This window comes from Enterobacter sp. SCRI0065 (assembly GCF_059766475.1).
Window position 1 is genome coordinate 931817 of sequence record NZ_JCBAJB010000001.1, and the last position, 16630, is coordinate 948446.

15 protein-coding genes are annotated in these 16630 nt (G+C 53.1%); 6 read left to right on the plus strand and 9 right to left on the minus strand.

The window, feature by feature from the left end; translation table 11 throughout:
• Positions 1–95: 95 nt before the first annotated feature.
• Positions 96–1169: an acyltransferase family protein gene (locus tag AC6EMZ_RS04490; RefSeq protein WP_498401192.1), complete on the minus strand. Its 1074-nt coding sequence runs from the start codon at positions 1167–1169 to the stop codon at positions 96–98.
• Positions 1170–1437: 268 nt separating this feature from the next.
• On the opposite strand from AC6EMZ_RS04490, the gene lolC reads away from it, so the two are divergent.
• From lolC to cobB, 5 genes are read left to right on the plus strand one after another with little or no spacing between them, the layout of a single operon-like run.
• Positions 1438–2637 carry a lipoprotein-releasing ABC transporter permease subunit LolC gene (gene lolC, locus AC6EMZ_RS04495; RefSeq protein ID WP_498401193.1) on the plus strand — a complete coding sequence of 400 codons (1200 nt, stop codon included), beginning with the start codon at positions 1438–1440 and terminating at the stop codon, positions 2635–2637.
• Positions 2630–3331, plus strand: coding sequence for a lipoprotein-releasing ABC transporter ATP-binding protein LolD (gene lolD / locus AC6EMZ_RS04500; protein ID WP_498401194.1), 702 nt, complete (start codon positions 2630–2632; stop codon positions 3329–3331). The genes lolC and lolD overlap by 8 nt, the downstream gene beginning before the upstream one ends.
• The gene (gene lolE / locus AC6EMZ_RS04505; RefSeq protein ID WP_498401195.1) at positions 3331–4575 is read left to right on the plus strand and encodes a lipoprotein-releasing ABC transporter permease subunit LolE; all 1245 of its coding nucleotides are present in this window, start codon (positions 3331–3333) and stop codon (positions 4573–4575) included. Before lolD ends, lolE begins: the two co-directional genes overlap by 1 nt.
• Positions 4576–4628: 53 nt before the next feature.
• Positions 4629–5540 carry an N-acetylglucosamine kinase gene (gene nagK, locus AC6EMZ_RS04510; protein ID WP_498401196.1) on the plus strand — a complete coding sequence of 304 codons (912 nt, stop codon included), beginning with the start codon at positions 4629–4631 and terminating at the stop codon, positions 5538–5540.
• A gap of 15 nt (positions 5541–5555) precedes the next feature.
• The gene (cobB, locus tag AC6EMZ_RS04515) at positions 5556–6377 is read left to right on the plus strand and encodes a Sir2 family NAD+-dependent deacetylase (RefSeq protein WP_498401198.1); all 822 of its coding nucleotides are present in this window, start codon (positions 5556–5558) and stop codon (positions 6375–6377) included.
• A gap of 60 nt (positions 6378–6437) precedes the next feature.
• Here the strand turns inward: cobB and potD are convergent, their stop codons facing one another.
• Genes potD through potA form a run of 4 tightly spaced genes read right to left on the minus strand, consistent with a single transcriptional unit; the run spans position 6438 to position 10246 of the window.
• On the minus strand, positions 6438–7484 hold the full coding sequence (gene potD / locus AC6EMZ_RS04520; RefSeq protein ID WP_498401199.1) for a spermidine/putrescine ABC transporter substrate-binding protein PotD: 1047 nt from the start codon (positions 7482–7484) through the stop codon (positions 6438–6440).
• The gene (potC, locus tag AC6EMZ_RS04525; RefSeq protein ID WP_498401200.1) at positions 7481–8272 is read right to left on the minus strand and encodes a spermidine/putrescine ABC transporter permease PotC; all 792 of its coding nucleotides are present in this window, start codon (positions 8270–8272) and stop codon (positions 7481–7483) included. The genes potD and potC overlap by 4 nt, the downstream gene beginning before the upstream one ends.
• Positions 8269–9126 (minus strand): spermidine/putrescine ABC transporter permease PotB, encoded by an 858-nt coding sequence (potB, locus tag AC6EMZ_RS04530; protein WP_498401201.1) that lies wholly within the window; start codon positions 9124–9126, stop codon positions 8269–8271. The genes potC and potB overlap by 4 nt, the downstream gene beginning before the upstream one ends.
• Entirely contained in the window at positions 9110–10246 is a 1137-nt protein-coding gene (gene potA, locus AC6EMZ_RS04535) for a spermidine/putrescine ABC transporter ATP-binding protein PotA (protein WP_498401202.1), read from the minus strand. The genes potB and potA overlap by 17 nt, the downstream gene beginning before the upstream one ends.
• Positions 10247–10496: 250 nt before the next feature.
• Between potA and pepT the strand changes: the two genes are divergently transcribed.
• Positions 10497–11720, plus strand: a complete 1224-nt coding sequence (gene pepT, locus AC6EMZ_RS04540) for a peptidase T (protein ID WP_498401203.1) — start codon at positions 10497–10499, stop codon at positions 11718–11720.
• A gap of 46 nt (positions 11721–11766) precedes the next feature.
• Here the strand turns inward: pepT and AC6EMZ_RS04545 are convergent, their stop codons facing one another.
• The 4 genes from AC6EMZ_RS04545 to purB all read right to left on the minus strand — a co-directional run bounded on the left by AC6EMZ_RS04545 (position 11767) and on the right by purB (position 16611).
• Complete coding sequence (locus AC6EMZ_RS04545) at positions 11767–12888, minus strand: ribosomal protein uL16 3-hydroxylase (protein WP_498401204.1); 1122 nt, start codon at positions 12886–12888, stop codon at positions 11767–11769.
• 91 nt (positions 12889–12979) lie between these two features.
• Positions 12980–14443 carry a two-component system sensor histidine kinase PhoQ gene (gene phoQ / locus AC6EMZ_RS04550; protein WP_498401205.1) on the minus strand — a complete coding sequence of 488 codons (1464 nt, stop codon included), beginning with the start codon at positions 14441–14443 and terminating at the stop codon, positions 12980–12982.
• Positions 14444–15115: a two-component system response regulator PhoP gene (gene phoP, locus AC6EMZ_RS04555; protein WP_498401475.1), complete on the minus strand. Its 672-nt coding sequence runs from the start codon at positions 15113–15115 to the stop codon at positions 14444–14446.
• Positions 15116–15240: 125 nt separating this feature from the next.
• Positions 15241–16611: an adenylosuccinate lyase gene (purB, locus tag AC6EMZ_RS04560; RefSeq protein ID WP_498401206.1), complete on the minus strand. Its 1371-nt coding sequence runs from the start codon at positions 16609–16611 to the stop codon at positions 15241–15243.
• Positions 16612–16630 lie beyond the last annotated feature (19 nt).

The window sequence follows — 16630 nt, forward strand, 5'->3', positions numbered from 1 at the left end:
TACGCAATGTCTTTATTATCCTCGATCGTTTTGTATTAGCAAACCGTAACCGCACGGAGCGTAACGTCGCCCCCAAAGTGGGGGCGAGAAGGGGGTTAACGCGTGGCCTGAACCGGCGCTAAACGGGCTGGGGGGGTGAAGAAAACGTCGCCAAACAATGCGCTGGAGACTTTGCGCGCGCCAAGCCCCACTAGCGTGCAAATCAGCAGGCTGACAAACGGATAGACCAGGATAAGCGTCAATTCTGCCCACACCGGCCACCAGGCGGCATTGAGTTCGCCGATCAAAAACAGGCTGAAGCACTCAATTAAAATTCGGTGCGTGGTGTAAATGGCTATCGTATTCGAACCGACCACGTTCAGCAGATTGTTAGGGCGCACGGCATAACGCTGCTCAACGCTGTAAAATAGCTTCATGATCAGCAAAATCGACAGCAGCGAAAGCAGCAGGGGAACGTTGGCAAACCACAGTACGATCGACATCAAACCAAAAGCGATGATCGGCAACCCGCTGCGACGAATGCTCATGCCCTTCATCCACTCCATCAACTGCGCGCCGTACCATGCGCCCAGGCTGTAGTAGATCATATTACGCACCACGCTGTTCATCCCCCACCACGGTAACGGCAGGAAGTTGATGGCAACACTTGCCAGCGCCAGGAGACCCAACATCGGCAGCTTCCAGCGGCTCAGCAATTTACACAGCGTAAAGTAGACCAGCAGGGCGTACAGATACCACAGGCTGGTACTGGCCGTGAGCATGCCGCGAATAAAGCCAGTGATGGAATCGGCGTATGCCGCGTTAGACGCAGTGGCTAACTCGCGATCGGGTGCCAGCCAGGCATTGATATGACTCAACGCTTGCCATTGCAATATACCCCATAGCACCAGCACCCAAAGAATGCTCCAGATCCTTTTATCCAGGCTCGTTCGCCAGCCAACTTCATCAATGTAGCGGCGGATCAAATAGCCAGAAATAAAGAAAAACACCGGCATACGAAACGGCGCGAGATAGAGATTGAAATAGACCCAGCATTTGGCGAGCAAGCCTGAGAGCGGGAGCTGTAGCCCGTCGAGGTGGGGATAGAAGGTGATCACCGAGTGATAAATGACCACCAGGCAGATGCAAAGCCCTTTTATCTGATTAATCCATAATGCTTTTTGTTTCATCGGTACCGGATACCTGTTTTGCCATAAACGAAACGTTGATCCTGGGCGAACCGGACGGGGATGTAATCAGTAAGAGTCTGTATCAGGACGTTTTTCAGAAAAGGTGGAGGGTACACTGCCGTTCCGTGCCCTCTATATTGGGATTAGTGTGATGATTTTTATTGTTTTTTCGGAAAAGTCATTACCAAAGCTTACGGTTTCAGTCATTTACGCTTTACGGATTCGCTTATATACTCGTGGGTCTGCTATCAGCAACCAGACGGATTTCATGTATCAACCTGTCGCACTCTTTATAGGCTTACGCTACATGCGTGGGCGCGCCGCGGACCGCTTCGGTCGCTTTGTCTCCTGGCTTTCCACTATCGGTATTACGCTTGGCGTGATGGCGCTGGTCACGGTGCTTTCCGTGATGAATGGCTTCGAGCGCGAGCTGCAAAACAATATCCTGGGGCTGATGCCGCAGGCGGTCCTCTCATCTGCCAACGGCTCGATCAATCCGCAACAGCTGCCCGCAAGCGCAGTAAAACTGCAAGGTGTGAACCGTATTGCACCGCTGACCACTGGAGATGTGGTGCTGCAAAGCGCGCGCAGCGTTTCGGTGGGCGTGATGTTGGGTATCGACCCGGCGCAAAAAGATCCGCTAACGCCGTATCTGGTCAACGTTAAACAGACCGATCTTGAAGCGGGCAAGTACAACGTCATTCTGGGCGAGCAGCTTGCCGGACAACTGGGTGTCAATCGGGGCGATCAGCTGCGCGTGATGGTGCCGTCTGCCAGCCAGTTTACGCCGATGGGGCGTTTGCCGAGCCAGCGTCTGTTCAATGTGATTGGCACGTTTGCCGCCAATAGCGAAGTCGATGGTTATCAAATGCTGGTCAACATTCAGGATGCCTCGCGTCTGATGCGTTATCCACTGGGGAATATCAGCGGCTGGCGTTTATGGCTCAATGAACCCTTAAAAGTGGATGTACTGAGCCAGCAAAAATTACCTGAGGGTACAAAATGGCAGGACTGGCGCGACCGCAAAGGCGAGTTGTTCCAGGCCGTGCGTATGGAAAAGAACATGATGGGCCTTCTGCTGAGCCTGATCGTGGCCGTTGCTGCGTTTAACATCATCACCTCTCTGGGGCTGATGGTGATGGAGAAGCAGGGCGAGGTGGCTATCCTGCAAACCCAGGGCCTGACGCCGCGCCAGATTATGGCGGTATTTATGGTGCAGGGAGCCAGTGCCGGGATTATCGGCGCGCTACTCGGCGCTGTGCTGGGGGCATTGCTTGCCAGCCAGTTAAATAATTTAATGCCGATCATCGGTATCCTGCTCGATGGCGCGGCGCTGCCGGTCGCGATTGAGCCGCTACAGGTTGTTGGTATTGCGCTGGTCGCGATGGCCATTGCGCTGCTTTCTACGCTTTATCCTTCATGGCGCGCTGCCGCCACTCAACCCGCTGAGGCTTTACGTTATGAATAAGATCCTGTTGCAATGCGACAACCTGTCCAAGCGCTATCAGGAAGGCAATGTGCAGACCGATGTTCTGCATGAGGTCAGTTTCAGCGTGGGTGAAGGTGAGATGATGGCGATTGTCGGCAGCTCCGGCTCCGGTAAAAGTACGCTGCTGCATCTGCTGGGCGGTCTGGATACGCCAACCGCTGGCGATGTCATTTTCTCCGGTACGCCTTTAAGCTCAATGTCTTCTACCGCAAAGGCCGAATTGCGTAACCGCGAGCTGGGCTTTATCTATCAGTTCCACCATTTGCTGCCGGACTTCACCGCACTTGAAAACGTGGCGATGCCGCTGCTGATCGGCAAAAAGAAACCGGCGGAGATTAACACCCGCGCCAGCGATATGCTCAAAGCGGTGGGCTTAGGCCATCGCGGTAATCACCGTCCTTCGGAGCTCTCCGGGGGTGAACGTCAGCGTGTGGCAATTGCCCGTGCATTGGTGAACAACCCGCGTCTGGTGCTGGCGGACGAACCGACCGGTAACCTGGATGCACGAAACGCCGACAGTATTTTCCAGCTGCTTGGCGAGCTGAACGCTTCTCAGGGCACGGCATTCCTGGTGGTAACGCACGATTTACAACTGGCGGGGCGGATGAGCCGTCAGCTTGAGATGCGTGACGGTCGTTTGACGGCGGAACTGACGCTGATGGGAGCCGAGTAATGGCGTCACCGTTATCGTTACTCATCGGCTTACGCTTTAGCCGGGGCCGTCGTCGTGGCGGCATGGTGTCGCTGATTTCAATCATTTCTACCGTGGGTATTGCGCTGGGCGTGGCCGTTCTGATCGTGGGCCTTAGCGCCATGAACGGATTCGAGCGTGAGCTGAATAATCGTATTCTGGCCGTGGTGCCGCACGGTGAAATTGAACCCGTCAACCAGCCGTGGAAAAACTGGAACGAGGCGCTGACAAACGTAGAAAAGGTCCCCGGAATTGCCGCTGCCGCACCGTACATTAACTTCACTGGGCTGGTCGAAAGCGGGGCAAATCTGCGCGCCATTCAGGTCAAAGGCGTCAACCCCGAGCAGGAGGCGCGTTTGAGTGCGCTCCCGCAGTTTGTGCAGAATAACGCCTGGGCTGATTTCAAAGCGGGCGAGCAGCAAATTATTATCGGAAAAGGCGTTGCTGATGCGCTGAAGGTGAAGCAGGGCGACTGGGTTTCTATCATGATCCCAAATGCCAGTGCTGACCATAAACTTCAGCAGCCAAAACGGGTGCGTTTACACGTCACCGGTATTTTGCAACTGAGCGGCCAGCTCGATCACAGCTTCGCGATGGTGCCGCTGGACGACGCGCGACAGTATCTGGATATGGGCAACAGCGTCACCGGTATTGCGATTAAGGTGAACGATGTCTTCAACGCCAATAAGCTGGTGCGTGACGCGGGTGAAGTGACTAACAGCTATGTTTACATCAAGAGCTGGATCGGCACCTACGGCTACATGTATCGCGATATTCAGATGATCCGCGCCATTATGTATCTGGCGATGGTACTGGTGATTGGCGTGGCCTGTTTCAACATCGTTTCCACGCTGGTGATGGCGGTGAAAGACAAGAGCGGCGACATTGCGGTACTGCGCACGTTAGGCGCGAAAGACGGTCTTATTCGTGCCATTTTCGTCTGGTACGGTCTGCTGGCGGGGCTGTTTGGCAGCCTGTGCGGCGTGGTGATTGGCGTGGTGGTTTCATTGCAACTGACGCCTATCATCAACGGAATTGAAAAGCTTATTGGTCACCAGTTCTTGTCGGGTGATATCTATTTTATTGACTTCCTGCCGTCTGAATTGCACTGGCTGGATGTTATTTATGTGCTGGTTACAGCACTTTTACTGAGTCTGCTGGCAAGCTGGTATCCGGCGCGTCGCGCTAGCCGAATTGATCCGGCGAGGGTATTGAGTGGCCAGTAATTACGTCATGACATAGCGGTCGTGAGGCCGCTATGTCAGAAAGAGGAATGCATATGTATTATGGATTTGATATTGGCGGCACCAAAATTGCGCTCGGCGCGTTTGATGAAAATCTCAAACTTCAGTGGGAAACTCGCGTTCCCACGCCGCGCGAAAGCTACGACGAATTTTTAACAGCCATTACCACGCTTGTTGCACAAGCGGATGCCCGCTTCGGCGTGAAGGGTACGGTCGGCATTGGCATTCCCGGCATGCCGGAAACCGACGAAGGTACGCTGTACGCCGCCAACGTCCCCGCTGCCAGCGGCAAGCCCCTTCGTGCGGATCTCTCCGCGCTGCTTGAGCGCGACGTGCGTCTCGATAACGATGCTAACTGTTTTGCCCTCTCAGAAGCCTGGGACGACGAGTTTCGCCACTATCCGCTGGTTATGGGGCTTATTCTCGGTACGGGCGTAGGCGGCGGTATTATTGTGAACGGCAAACCCATTACCGGGCGCAGTTATATTACCGGCGAATTTGGTCATATTCGTCTACCGGTGGATGCACTTGAGGTTGTTGGACGCGATTTTCCGTTAACGCGATGCGGTTGTGGGCAGCATGGTTGCATTGAGAATTATCTCTCTGGCCGTGGATTTGCATGGCTTTACGAACACTTCTATCATCAAAAACTTGAGGCACCGCAAATCATCACGTTGTGGGAACAGGGCGATGAGCTGGCACGAGAACACGTCGAACGCTATCTCGATCTGCTGGCGGTGTGTTTAGGTAATATTCTGACCATTGTCGATCCCGATTTACTGGTGATCGGCGGTGGATTATCGAACTTTACGGCGATTACGGAACAGCTATCCGGGCGTTTGCCTCGACATTTGTTGCCGGTCGCTCGCGTACCGCGTATAGAACGTGCGCGTCATGGGGATGCTGGGGGAATGCGCGGTGCGGCCTTCCTTCATCTCACCCGCTAACAATAAGAGGTGACTATGCTGTCGCGTCGGTTAGGTCGACTGGGCCGTTTTCGCAAAACTAAACGCCGCCTGCGTGAACGTTTACGCCAGCGGATATTTTTCAGAGACAGGGTGATGCCAGAAGGGATGGAAAAACCAAGAGTGGTCGTTCTGACAGGCGCGGGAATTTCTGCGGAGTCCGGCATTCGCACCTTCCGCGCGGCGGACGGCCTGTGGGAAGAACACCGTGTGGAAGATGTCGCGACGCCAGAAGGCTTCGCGCGTAATCCCGAGCTGGTACAGTCGTTTTACAACGCGCGTCGCCGCCAGCTACAGTCACCTGAAATTGAGCCGAACGCCGCACATCTTGCGCTGGCAAAGCTTGAGCAAGAGCTGGGCGACCGTTTCCTGCTGGTGACGCAGAATATCGACAACCTGCACGAGCGTGCCGGGAACCGCAATGTCATCCATATGCACGGCGAACTGCTGAAAGTACGCTGTGCGTGGAGCGGGCAGGTGCTGGACTGGACCGGCGATATCACCGCGGATGACAAGTGTCACTGCTGTCAGTTCCCGTCGCCGCTGCGCCCGCACGTGGTCTGGTTTGGCGAAATGCCGCTGGGTATGGATGATATCTACGGTGCGCTGGCGATGGCTGACGTGTTTATCGCGATTGGCACCTCCGGGCATGTCTATCCGGCCGCTGGTTTCGTGCACGAGGCGAAGCTGCACGGTGCGCATACGGTTGAACTCAACCTTGAACCCAGCCAGGTTGGTAGCGAATTTGAAGAGAAGCAGTACGGTCTGGCGAGTGAAGTGGTGCCGGAGTTTGTCGAGAAACTGCTGAAAGGGCTTTAAGAAGGTGGCTCACAGGCCGGGCGGCATGTTTGTTTGCCCGGCCTGTGAACAGTGAACGGATTAACGTCCTGCTTTTAATTTCTGATAATACTCTTCGTAAAGACGGCTCGCGTCACCTACATCGTTCTGCCATTCACCTTTCTTCACGGTTTCTGCATCGGGGTACAGCGACTTATCGTTCGCTACTTCCGGGCTGAGCAACTTACGCGCTGCCAGATTTGGCGTTGGATAGCCGATGGTTTCTGCTACCTGTTTCGCCACGTCCGGGCGCAGCAGGAAGTTCATCAGTTTTAACGCGCCATCGACGTTTTTAGCGTTGGAAGGAATCGCCAGGCTGTCCATCCAGAAGATCCCGCCTTCTTTAGGCCAGACAACTTGCAGCGGCGTACCTGCCTGACGTGCGACATAAGCTGAACCATTCCACACCATTCCCAGATTAACTTCGCCTTCCATATACGGGTTTGCCGGGTTATCGGAGTTAAACGCCGCCACGTTCGGCATCAGCTTCTTCAGCTCATTGTATGCCGCTTCAATTTCTTTCGGATCGGTGGTATTGCCGGAATAACCTAGCTTACGCAGCGCCATCTGGAACACTTCGCGCGCGTCGTCGGTTAACAGCAGGCTGCCTTTATATTCCGGCTTCCACAGATCGGCCCAGCTGGTGACCGATGTCGGGTCAATCTCATCGCTGTTCACCCCAATCGCCGTCGCACCCCAAATGTAGGGGATAGAGTAGTCGTTATTGGGGTCGAACGGCTTGTTCAGCATTTCTGGATCGAGGTTATTGAAGTGGGTCAGCTTCGTTTTATCGATCTTCTGAATCATCCCCTCTTTGCGCATTTTATCGACGAAATAGGTGGAAGGCACCACCAGATCGTAGGCACCGTCTTTGTAGGTTTTGAGCTTGGCGTACATGGTTTCGTTCGACTCGTAGGTCGAATAAATCACCTTAATACCGGTCTCTTTGGTGAACTGTTCCAGCAGCCCTGGCGGCACATACTCGGTCCAGTTATAGAAGTAGAGCGTTTTGCTGTCGTCCGCGTGCGCAGCGCTGATTCCCATTGCAAGAGCGCCTGCCGCGAGCAGGTGGCGTGACCATTTTTTCATTTTAACGTCCCCTGAGATTTCGTTTTATCACGAGCAATAAGCTGGCTGGCGATGACCAGAACCAGCGATAACACCAACAGAATCGTTGCCAGCGCGTTCACCTCCGGTGAGACGCCGACTTTCACCATGGAATAGATCTTCAACGGCAGAATTTCATAGCCAGGACCGGTAACGAAGGACGAGACCACAACATCATCCATCGACAAGGTAAAGCTCAGCAGCCAGCCCGCAGCGACGGCGGGCAACGCCAGAGGCAGGATAATTTTGCGCAAAATAGTGATTTCACTGGCACCCAAATCTTTAGCTGCTTCCAGCATCCGCACGTCAAACCCTTTGAGGCGCGAATACACCGTCACCACGACAAACGGCAGGCAGAAGGTGATGTGGGAGAACAGTAGGGACCAGAATCCAAGCTGAATACCCAGCAGCATAAAAAGCACCAGTAGCGAAATCGCCATCACGATATCCGGGGACATCATCACCACGAACAGCATTCCGCTGACGAAGGGTTTCCCGCGAAAACGATAGCGGTACAGCGCCACGGCGGTCAGCGAACCTATCAGCGTCGCAAAGGTCGCCGAGAAAATGGCCATCGTCAGCGAGTGCTGCGCCGCCTGTAGCAGGCTGTCGTTGTTCATCAGCAGGCTATACCATTTGGTGGTAAAGCCCTGCCAGTTAATTCCAAAACGGGCACTGTTAAACGAGTTCACGATCAAAATAATGATCGGAATATACAGCCAGGCGTAAATAGCGGTCATAAAACCGCCGCGAAGCAGTCGACCGATCATTCGAGTTCTACCTTCTTGTTCAGCAGACGCGCCGCGCGCCAATAGACGAGCAGCATCAGACCCATCACTACCGTCAGGGTAATGCTGGTGGCTGCACCAAACGGCCAGTCGCGAATATTCAGGAACTGACTCTTAATCACGTTACCGATAAGCAGATTCTTTGCCCCACCCATCAGATCGGACACGTAAAATAACCCCATCGCAGGCAGCATCACCAGTAAACATCCGGCGATAATGCCCGGCATCGTTAATGGAATGATAATGCGAAGAAACGTTTGCAGCTTGCTGGCACCTAAATCTTTCGCGGCTTCCAGTAGCGGTTTATCGAGTTTCTCAATGCTGGAATAGAGCGGCATCACCATAAAGGGCAGCAGGATATACACCAGGCCAATAATGACGGCGCTGGGGGTATACATGATACGCACGGGGGTATCAATCACGCCCAGCCACAGCAGGAACTCGTTGAGGTAGCCCTTTGTACTGAGGAAAATTTTCAGGCCGTAAATGCGTATCAGCGAGTTAGTCCAGAAGGGGACAATCAGCAAAAAAAGCAGCAGTGGACGGATTTTTTGCGGCAAGCGTGCCAAAAACCATGCAAAAGGATAACCCAGCACCAGGCAGGCCGTGGTGGCAATGACTGCCATGTTGAGCGAGTGGAGCAGCACCTCAAAATAGAGCGGGTCCAGCAGGCGCGCGTAGTTATCCAGCGTAAAGACCAGCTTGACGAAGTTATCGTTGTCACGGGTCAAAAAACTGGTGACGATGATCATCAGGTTGGGAAGAAAAACAAATAACACAAGCCAACCGACGATAGTGGCGATCACCACATTCTGGAACTTACTGGTGTTCTTCATCAGCCAGTACGACCTCCCAGCTTTCTACCCAGTTAACGACCATTTTCTGATCGAGCGGGTGGTCAAAGTCCGGGTCATCTTCATTGAAGAACTCGCTGACGATGACCATCTTGCCGTTTTCCAGCTCAACAACCGATTCCAGCGTCATGCCTTTGTAGTTACGTTCGCGAATGTAGCCAATCAGACCTTCCGCCTCGAGATTGTCATGGATTTCTTCGACGCGCAGATCTTCCGGGCGCAGTAACACATTCAGTTTTTGTCCCTTCTCGACCGGGAATGTCACGGTGATATTGCACTCACGGCCTTCCACACTGGCGCGCACGCGTTGCTCATCCAGGCGTTCAATTACCGTGGCGTTGAAAAGATTGATCTCGCCGATAAAGCCGGCGACAAACAGGTTTTTGGGCTCTTCGTAAATTTCTCGCGGCGTGCCGTCCTGCTCAATTTTGCCATCGCGCATCACCACAATACGATCGGACATGGTCAGCGCTTCTTCCTGATCGTGGGTGACGAATACAAAAGTAATACCGAGCTTACGCTGCAACGCCTTCAGTTCGTTCTGCATCTGTTTGCGCAGTTTGTAATCCAGAGCAGAAAGCGATTCATCGAGTAACAACAGGCGAGGTTTGTTCACCACTGCGCGAGCAATGGCCACGCGCTGCTGCTGGCCACCTGAAAGTTGATGGGGTTTACGTTGTGCAAAGTCGTCGAGCTGCACCATGCGTAGCGCTTCGGTGACGCGGGGCGCGATCTGTTCCTGTGGCGTTTTCTGCATCCGCAGACCAAAGGCAACGTTTTCGAAGACGGTCATGTGCGGGAAGAGGGCGTAACTTTGAAAGACAGTATTGACGTGACGATGCTCGGCGGGAACATCCGTAATGTTCTGGCTTTCGAGATGAATATGGCCTTTATCGACGTTTTCGAGCCCGGCGATAAGGCGAAGTACTGTCGTCTTTCCGCAGCCAGAGGGGCCTAGCAGCGTCAGAAACTCACCGTTGTTGATGGTCAGATTAAGATCGGAAATGACGGTCTTGCCATCAAAACTTTTACGGATCCCCGCAAGTTGCACTAACGGCGACAATGTACCCGGTTGTGTATTCAATTTTTGGCTCAGTCCCATATAAACGCTTCGGACGGATTACCGAAAGCGGGGTTTGTGCGTAACCACCTTGGTGACTCGTGATGAGGGCGGACATTCTACGGCAAACCACTTAAATCGCCAATCCTTGTGACTGATTCATAAGCTACATTTATTAACGGCTGACGACATAATCGAAAATATTCTCGTTTACGGGATAAAAGTGACCTGACGCAATATTTGGGTTTTGATGCTTAATGATAATGTTGTCACAAAAAGTGAGGGTGGCTGTATGGATAAATTACTTGAGCGTTTTTTACAGTACGTTTCGCTGGATACCCAATCTAAAGCGGGTGTCAGGCAGGTGCCGAGCACCGAAGGTCAATGGAAGCTTTTAAATCTGTTAAAAGAACAGCTGGAAGAGCTTGGCCTAACCAACGTGACCTTAAGCGAGAAAGGCACTGTGATGGGGACGCTACCGGCGAACGTCGAGGGCACGATCCCGGCGATTGGTTTTATCTCGCACGTGGATACCTCACCTGATTTCAGCGGAAAGAATGTGAACCCGCAGATTGTTGAAAATTATCGTGGAGGCGATATCGCGCTGGGTATTGGCGATGAAGTGTTATCCCCGGTGATGTTCCCGGTACTGCATCAGCTGCTAGGTCAGACGCTGATCACCACCGACGGCAAAACGTTATTGGGCGCAGATGATAAAGCGGGCGTCGCGGAGATCATGACGGCACTCGCTGTCATAAAAGCGAAAGATGTCCCGCATGGCGACATCCGTGTGGCATTTACGCCGGACGAAGAAGTAGGCAAGGGCGCGAAACATTTCGATGTCGAAGCGTTTAATGCGAAGTGGGCGTATACCGTTGACGGTGGCGGCGTGGGCGAACTGGAGTTCGAGAACTTTAACGCGGCGTCAATCACCATCAAAATTGTCGGTAACAACGTCCATCCGGGATCGGCGAAAGGCGTTATGGTCAATGCGCTTTCCTTGGCCGCGCGTATTCATGCGGAGGTTCCGGCAGAAGAAAGTCCAGAGCAGACGGAAGGCTACGAAGGGTTTTATCATCTGACCAGCATCAAAGGCACCGTGGACAGTGCGCAAATGCACTACATCGTTCGCGATTTCGATCGTAAAGCCTTTGAAGCGCGCAAGCGCAAGATGATGGAAATCGCCAAAAAGGTCGGTAAAGGGCTGCATCCGGATTGCTACATTGAGCTTATCATTGAAGACAGCTACTACAATATGCGCGAAAAGGTGATGGAGCATCCGCATATTCTGGATATTGCTCAGCAGGCGATGCGAGATTGTGATATCGAGCCACAGCTAAAACCCATTCGCGGCGGCACTGACGGCTCGCAGCTTTCCTTTATGGGGCTACCGTGTCCGAACCTGTTCACCGGCGGTTACAACTACCATGGCAAGCATGAGTTTGTGACGCTGGAAGGCATGGAAAAAGCGGTAAAAGTGATTGTGCGTATCGCGGAGCTAACGGCGAAGCAGTAGGAGAAACGCCGGGCAAACAAAATGCCGCCCGGCGTTAACGTAACACTTAATCTTCGAAGAACCAGTAACCGCTATTCACCAGCGCAGCAAGCATGGCCAGGAAAGACGGATCTTCTAACGCATCACCAAACGTTTCAGCGTTTAATACCATATGGCTTGCCAGGGCTTCGAGCGCCGGGCGATGCGGCGAATCGAGTTTTTCACCATTAACGAAAATATCATCGCCAATACGCAGCACGCGTAAACCACCCAGACGCACCAGGGAATCACCCTGCTGTAGCGCGTCGTAAATTTCATCGGGTTGGTACGGCGGCTCTGCTGGTGCCACGTCCAGTTCGTGACGGGACTGGCTAACAAACTCGCCAAACCACTGTCTGAAATGTTCGGGTTCGTTGATCAGACCCAGCATCATCTCACGCAGTTTATCGAGCTCTTGCGGCAGAATATCGGCTGGGTGTTCGCGCGAAGGAACGTCAGGATCGCTATAGCGATGGCTGCCCAACTCGCGTTGCAGCACGTAATCGGCAAAGCCGCTGATCATCTCGCGTCCGCTTGGCGCGCGGAAACCGACAGAATAATTCAGCGAGTTTTCCAGAGAATACCCTTCATGCGGGAATCCTGGCGGAATATACAGAATATCGCCCGGCTCCATCTCTTCGTCGATAATGCCTTCGAACGGGTCGACCTGGAGTAGATCAGGATGCGGACAATGCTGTTTCATCGGCACTTTCTCGCCTACACGCCAGCGGCGGCGGCCAGTGCCCTGAATGATAAACACATCGTACTGATCCAGATGTGGACCCACGCCACCACCCGGAACGGAGAAGGAGATCATCAGGTCATCCATGCGCCAGTCAGGCAGGGCACGGAAGGGATGCATCAGGGCTGCGGTAGGTTCATGCCAGTGGTTAACGGCCTGAACCAGTAACGACCAGTTGTTCTCACCAAGATGGTCATAGCTTTCGAACGGACCATGGCTCACCTGCCATTTACCATCCTGATGACTCACCAGGCGGCTGTCCACTTCGTTTTCCATTGCCAGTCCCGCCAGTTCATCTGGTGAAATAGGATCGACAAAATTGCTGATGCCGCGCTTTAGAACCACTGGCCGTTTCTGCCAATAGCGTTCGATAAAGTCGGGCCAGTTCAGTGTTACGTGATATTCCATATTATTTATTTCCGCAGGCTCTTACTGAGTCGGATTATAACGGAAGCTCACGAGCCTGCGTGCGTGAATATCGCTTTTTTCACATTCGACGCTAACTATCGTCGGATGAGGGGTGTTGGCGGCCAAAAATGGCCTCCATCCGGGCGCCACCCAGCAGACTGTCGCTGGTTTCAATCCTGCCGTCGTACTGCTCCACAATCTCTTGCGCGACAGAAAGCCCAACGCCCTGGCCAGGACGCAGCGTGTCTGCGCGTTGCCCACGATCGAACACCACGTCGCGCTTATTTTTTGGAATGCCAGGCCCATCGTCTTCGACAATAATATGCAACTCTTCGTCCGTCAGGCGCGCGGAGACCTCAACAAATTCCAGGCAATATTTGCAGGCGTTGTCCAGCAGGTTGCCCATCACTTCCATAAAGTCGTTTTTCTCACCGACAAAACTAATTTCCGGTGAAATATCGAGACTAATATTCACCCCTTTACGCTGATAAACTTTATTCAGCGCAGAGGTGAGGCTATCCAACAGCGGTGCGACTGGGTGGAGTTCGCGGCTCAACAGTTCACTGCCCGAGCGCATACTGGCGCGATGCAGGTAGTAACCGATTTGCTGTGAAATACGGCTGATTTGCTCCAGCATCACCGGCTCGGCATCGTCTACGGATAACTTTGAGCTACGCATCGAGCGAAGGGTGCTTTGCATCACTGCCAGCGGGGTCTTTAGGCTGTGAGTTAAATCGGTAAGTGTGGTGCGGTATTTGTCGTAACGCTCGCGCTCGCTTTTCAACAGGCGATTGAGGTTGCGTACCAGGCTTGTCAGCTCGCGTGTGGTCTCTGGATTGAGCTCGTCGCGATTATGCTCTTCCAGTTCGCGTACTTCTTTTGCCAGTGACTCTATCGGACGCAGGCTCCACCATGCCGCCATCCACAGTAGCGGGATCACCAGCAATAGATTCGCCGCCAGAACATAGACAAACCAGTTCCAGACCATGTAGGAGCGTTTAAGCTCCACGGGGATGGTATCGACCACCACGATGGTCAGCTGCGGCATATCAAGGGTGGCAGGGTAGAGATTGATTGCCACCGAATGGGTCATCTCGGTGTCATCGTCATCTTCGCGGATCTCTTCGAGCTGACGCTGCATCGACCGATCGTTTCCGAGCAGCGAGCTGGTGGCGTTCAGATCGGATTCAATTTCATGAAAACCGTTGGTCTTGAGCCATTCCGGGCGGATCCGTTTTTCCAGCCAGGGTACGTGTCGTTGGGCCCACAGTAACTGACCTTTCTCATTATAAATGAGTGCCATCGTGGGACTTTGACGGTCAAGATTTTCCGGCATTTCCACGGTGATATGATTATCTTCCCATTTGGCAAGCGTATAGAAGAGATTGCTCTCTCCACGCAGCAGCCGAAAGGTGGTTTTATCGAAGCTGACGCTATACCCGACCAGCGCCACCATGCCGTAGGCCAGCGACATGATCAGCACCACCGCTGCGGTTGCCAGTAAAAAGCGAACCCGCAGCGACAGCGGCAAGAAATGGCGAAGGATTTTTTTCATTTAGCGTAGTTCGAACAGGTAGCCCTGACCTCGCACGGTGGTGATCACTTCCTGAGGATGCTGCGCCTGAATTTTTTTACGTAAACGTCCCATTAATACATCAATGGTATGACTCTCACGCAGTTCCGCATCTGGATAGAGCTGGAGCATCAGAGAATCTTTGCTCACCACTTTGCCACTGTTACGAATCAACGTTTCCATAATGGTGTATTCGAAAGCGGTCAGCTTTATCACCTCGTCGTTGATGGAGAATTCACGACGAGAAAGATCGACCTGGAAAGGGGGAAGCGAAATAACCTGAGAGGCCAGGCCGCTGTTTCGGCGCATCAGCGCCTGCATGCGGGCCGCTACTTCTTCAATATGAAAAGGCTTGGTCACGTAATCATCAGCGCCTGCACTCAGCACTTCGACTTTATCCTGCCAGCCTTCACGCGCGGTCAAGACTAAAACGGGCAGAGAAACGTCGTGACTACGCCAGCGGCGGATCAAAGACAGACCATCTTCGTCAGGGAGCCCTAAATCGACGATGGCGATATCCGGTATGTGCTCATTGAGATAATAATCGGCTTCCTTTGCGTCTTCCGCATCGTCCACCTGATGGCCTAACTCCTGAAGCTGAACTTTCAGGTGGTGACGTAGCAATGCATTATCCTCAACAACCAATACGCGCATCATCTCTTCTCCCTAAAATTAATGGTATGAATAGTTTAACGCTGATTATGGTGTTTTGGGGATAAACATTAACTAAACCGGGAAGGAAGGAACCCTCTTTCCTGGCGGAAAGAGGGGAATTGCGATTACTTCAACTCATCAACCATGGTGATAGCACGGCCAATGTAGTTTGCTGGCGTCATCGCCTTCAGGCGCGTTTTCTCTTCTTCAGGCATTTCCAGGCTGTCGATAAACTGCTTCATGCCTTCGGCGTCAACGCGTTTACCACGGGTCAGCTCTTTCAGTTTTTCATACGGCTTCTCGATACCGTAGCGGCGCATCACTGTCTGAATCGGCTCAGCCAACACTTCCCAGTTGTGATCCAGTTCGTCCAGCAGGCGATCGCGGTTCACTTCCAGTTTGCTCACGCCTTTCAGTGTGGACTGGTAAGCGATCAGAGAGTAACCGAGACCTACACCCAGGTTGCGCAGAACGGTGGAATCGGTGAGATCGCGCTGCCAGCGTGAAACCGGCAGTTTGCTGGCCATATGTTGCAGCATGGCGTTCGCCAGACCCAGGTTGCCTTCAGAGTTTTCAAAGTCAATCGGGTTCACTTTATGCGGCATCGTAGAAGAACCAATCTCACCTGCAATGGTTTTCTGCTTGAAGTGGTTGAGCGCCACGTAGCCCCACACGTCACGATCGAAATCGATCAGGATGGTGTTGAATCGGGCGATGCAATCAAACAGCTCAGCAATGTAATCGTGCGGCTCGATTTGCGTGGTGTATGGGTTCCACTGAATGCTTAAAGAGGTCACGAACGCTTCGCTGAACTGATGCCAGTCTACTTCCGGATAAGCCGCGATGTGGGCGTTATAGTTACCCACTGCACCGTTGATTTTGCCAAGGATCTCAACCTGCTCCAGCTGGCGGAACTGACGTTCCATGCGGTAGGCCACGTTCGCCATCTCTTTACCCATCGTTGACGGGGTGGCTGGCTGGCCATGGGTACGAGAAAGCAGCGGAATGTCGCGATACTGCACGGACAGATCTTTTACCGCGTCGATGATTTTGCGCCAGTAAGGCAGCACCACTTCCTGACGTGCGGTGGAGAGCATCAGCGCGTGAGAAAGGTTGTTGATATCTTCGGAAGTACACGCGAAGTGGATGAACTCAGAAACAGCGTGAAGCGCCGGTACGCTTGCCACTTTTTCTTTCAGGAAATACTCAACCGCTTTAACGTCATGGTTGGTGGTACGCTCAATGGTTTTAATGCGTGCGGCATCTTCTTCACTAAATTCCGCCACGATTTTATCGAGGTAATCGTTTGCCTCGGCAGCAAAAGCAGGAACTTCCTTGATTGCTGCGTGCGCGGCCAGTTTTTGCAGCCAGCGTACTTCAACTTGTACACGGAATTTCAGCAGACCATATTCGCTGAAAATCCCGCGCAGCGCGCTGACTTTGTCGCCGTAACGTCCATCAACAGGGGAAACGGCGGTCAGTGAGGATAATTCCATAATTCGCAACTCCGGGAGG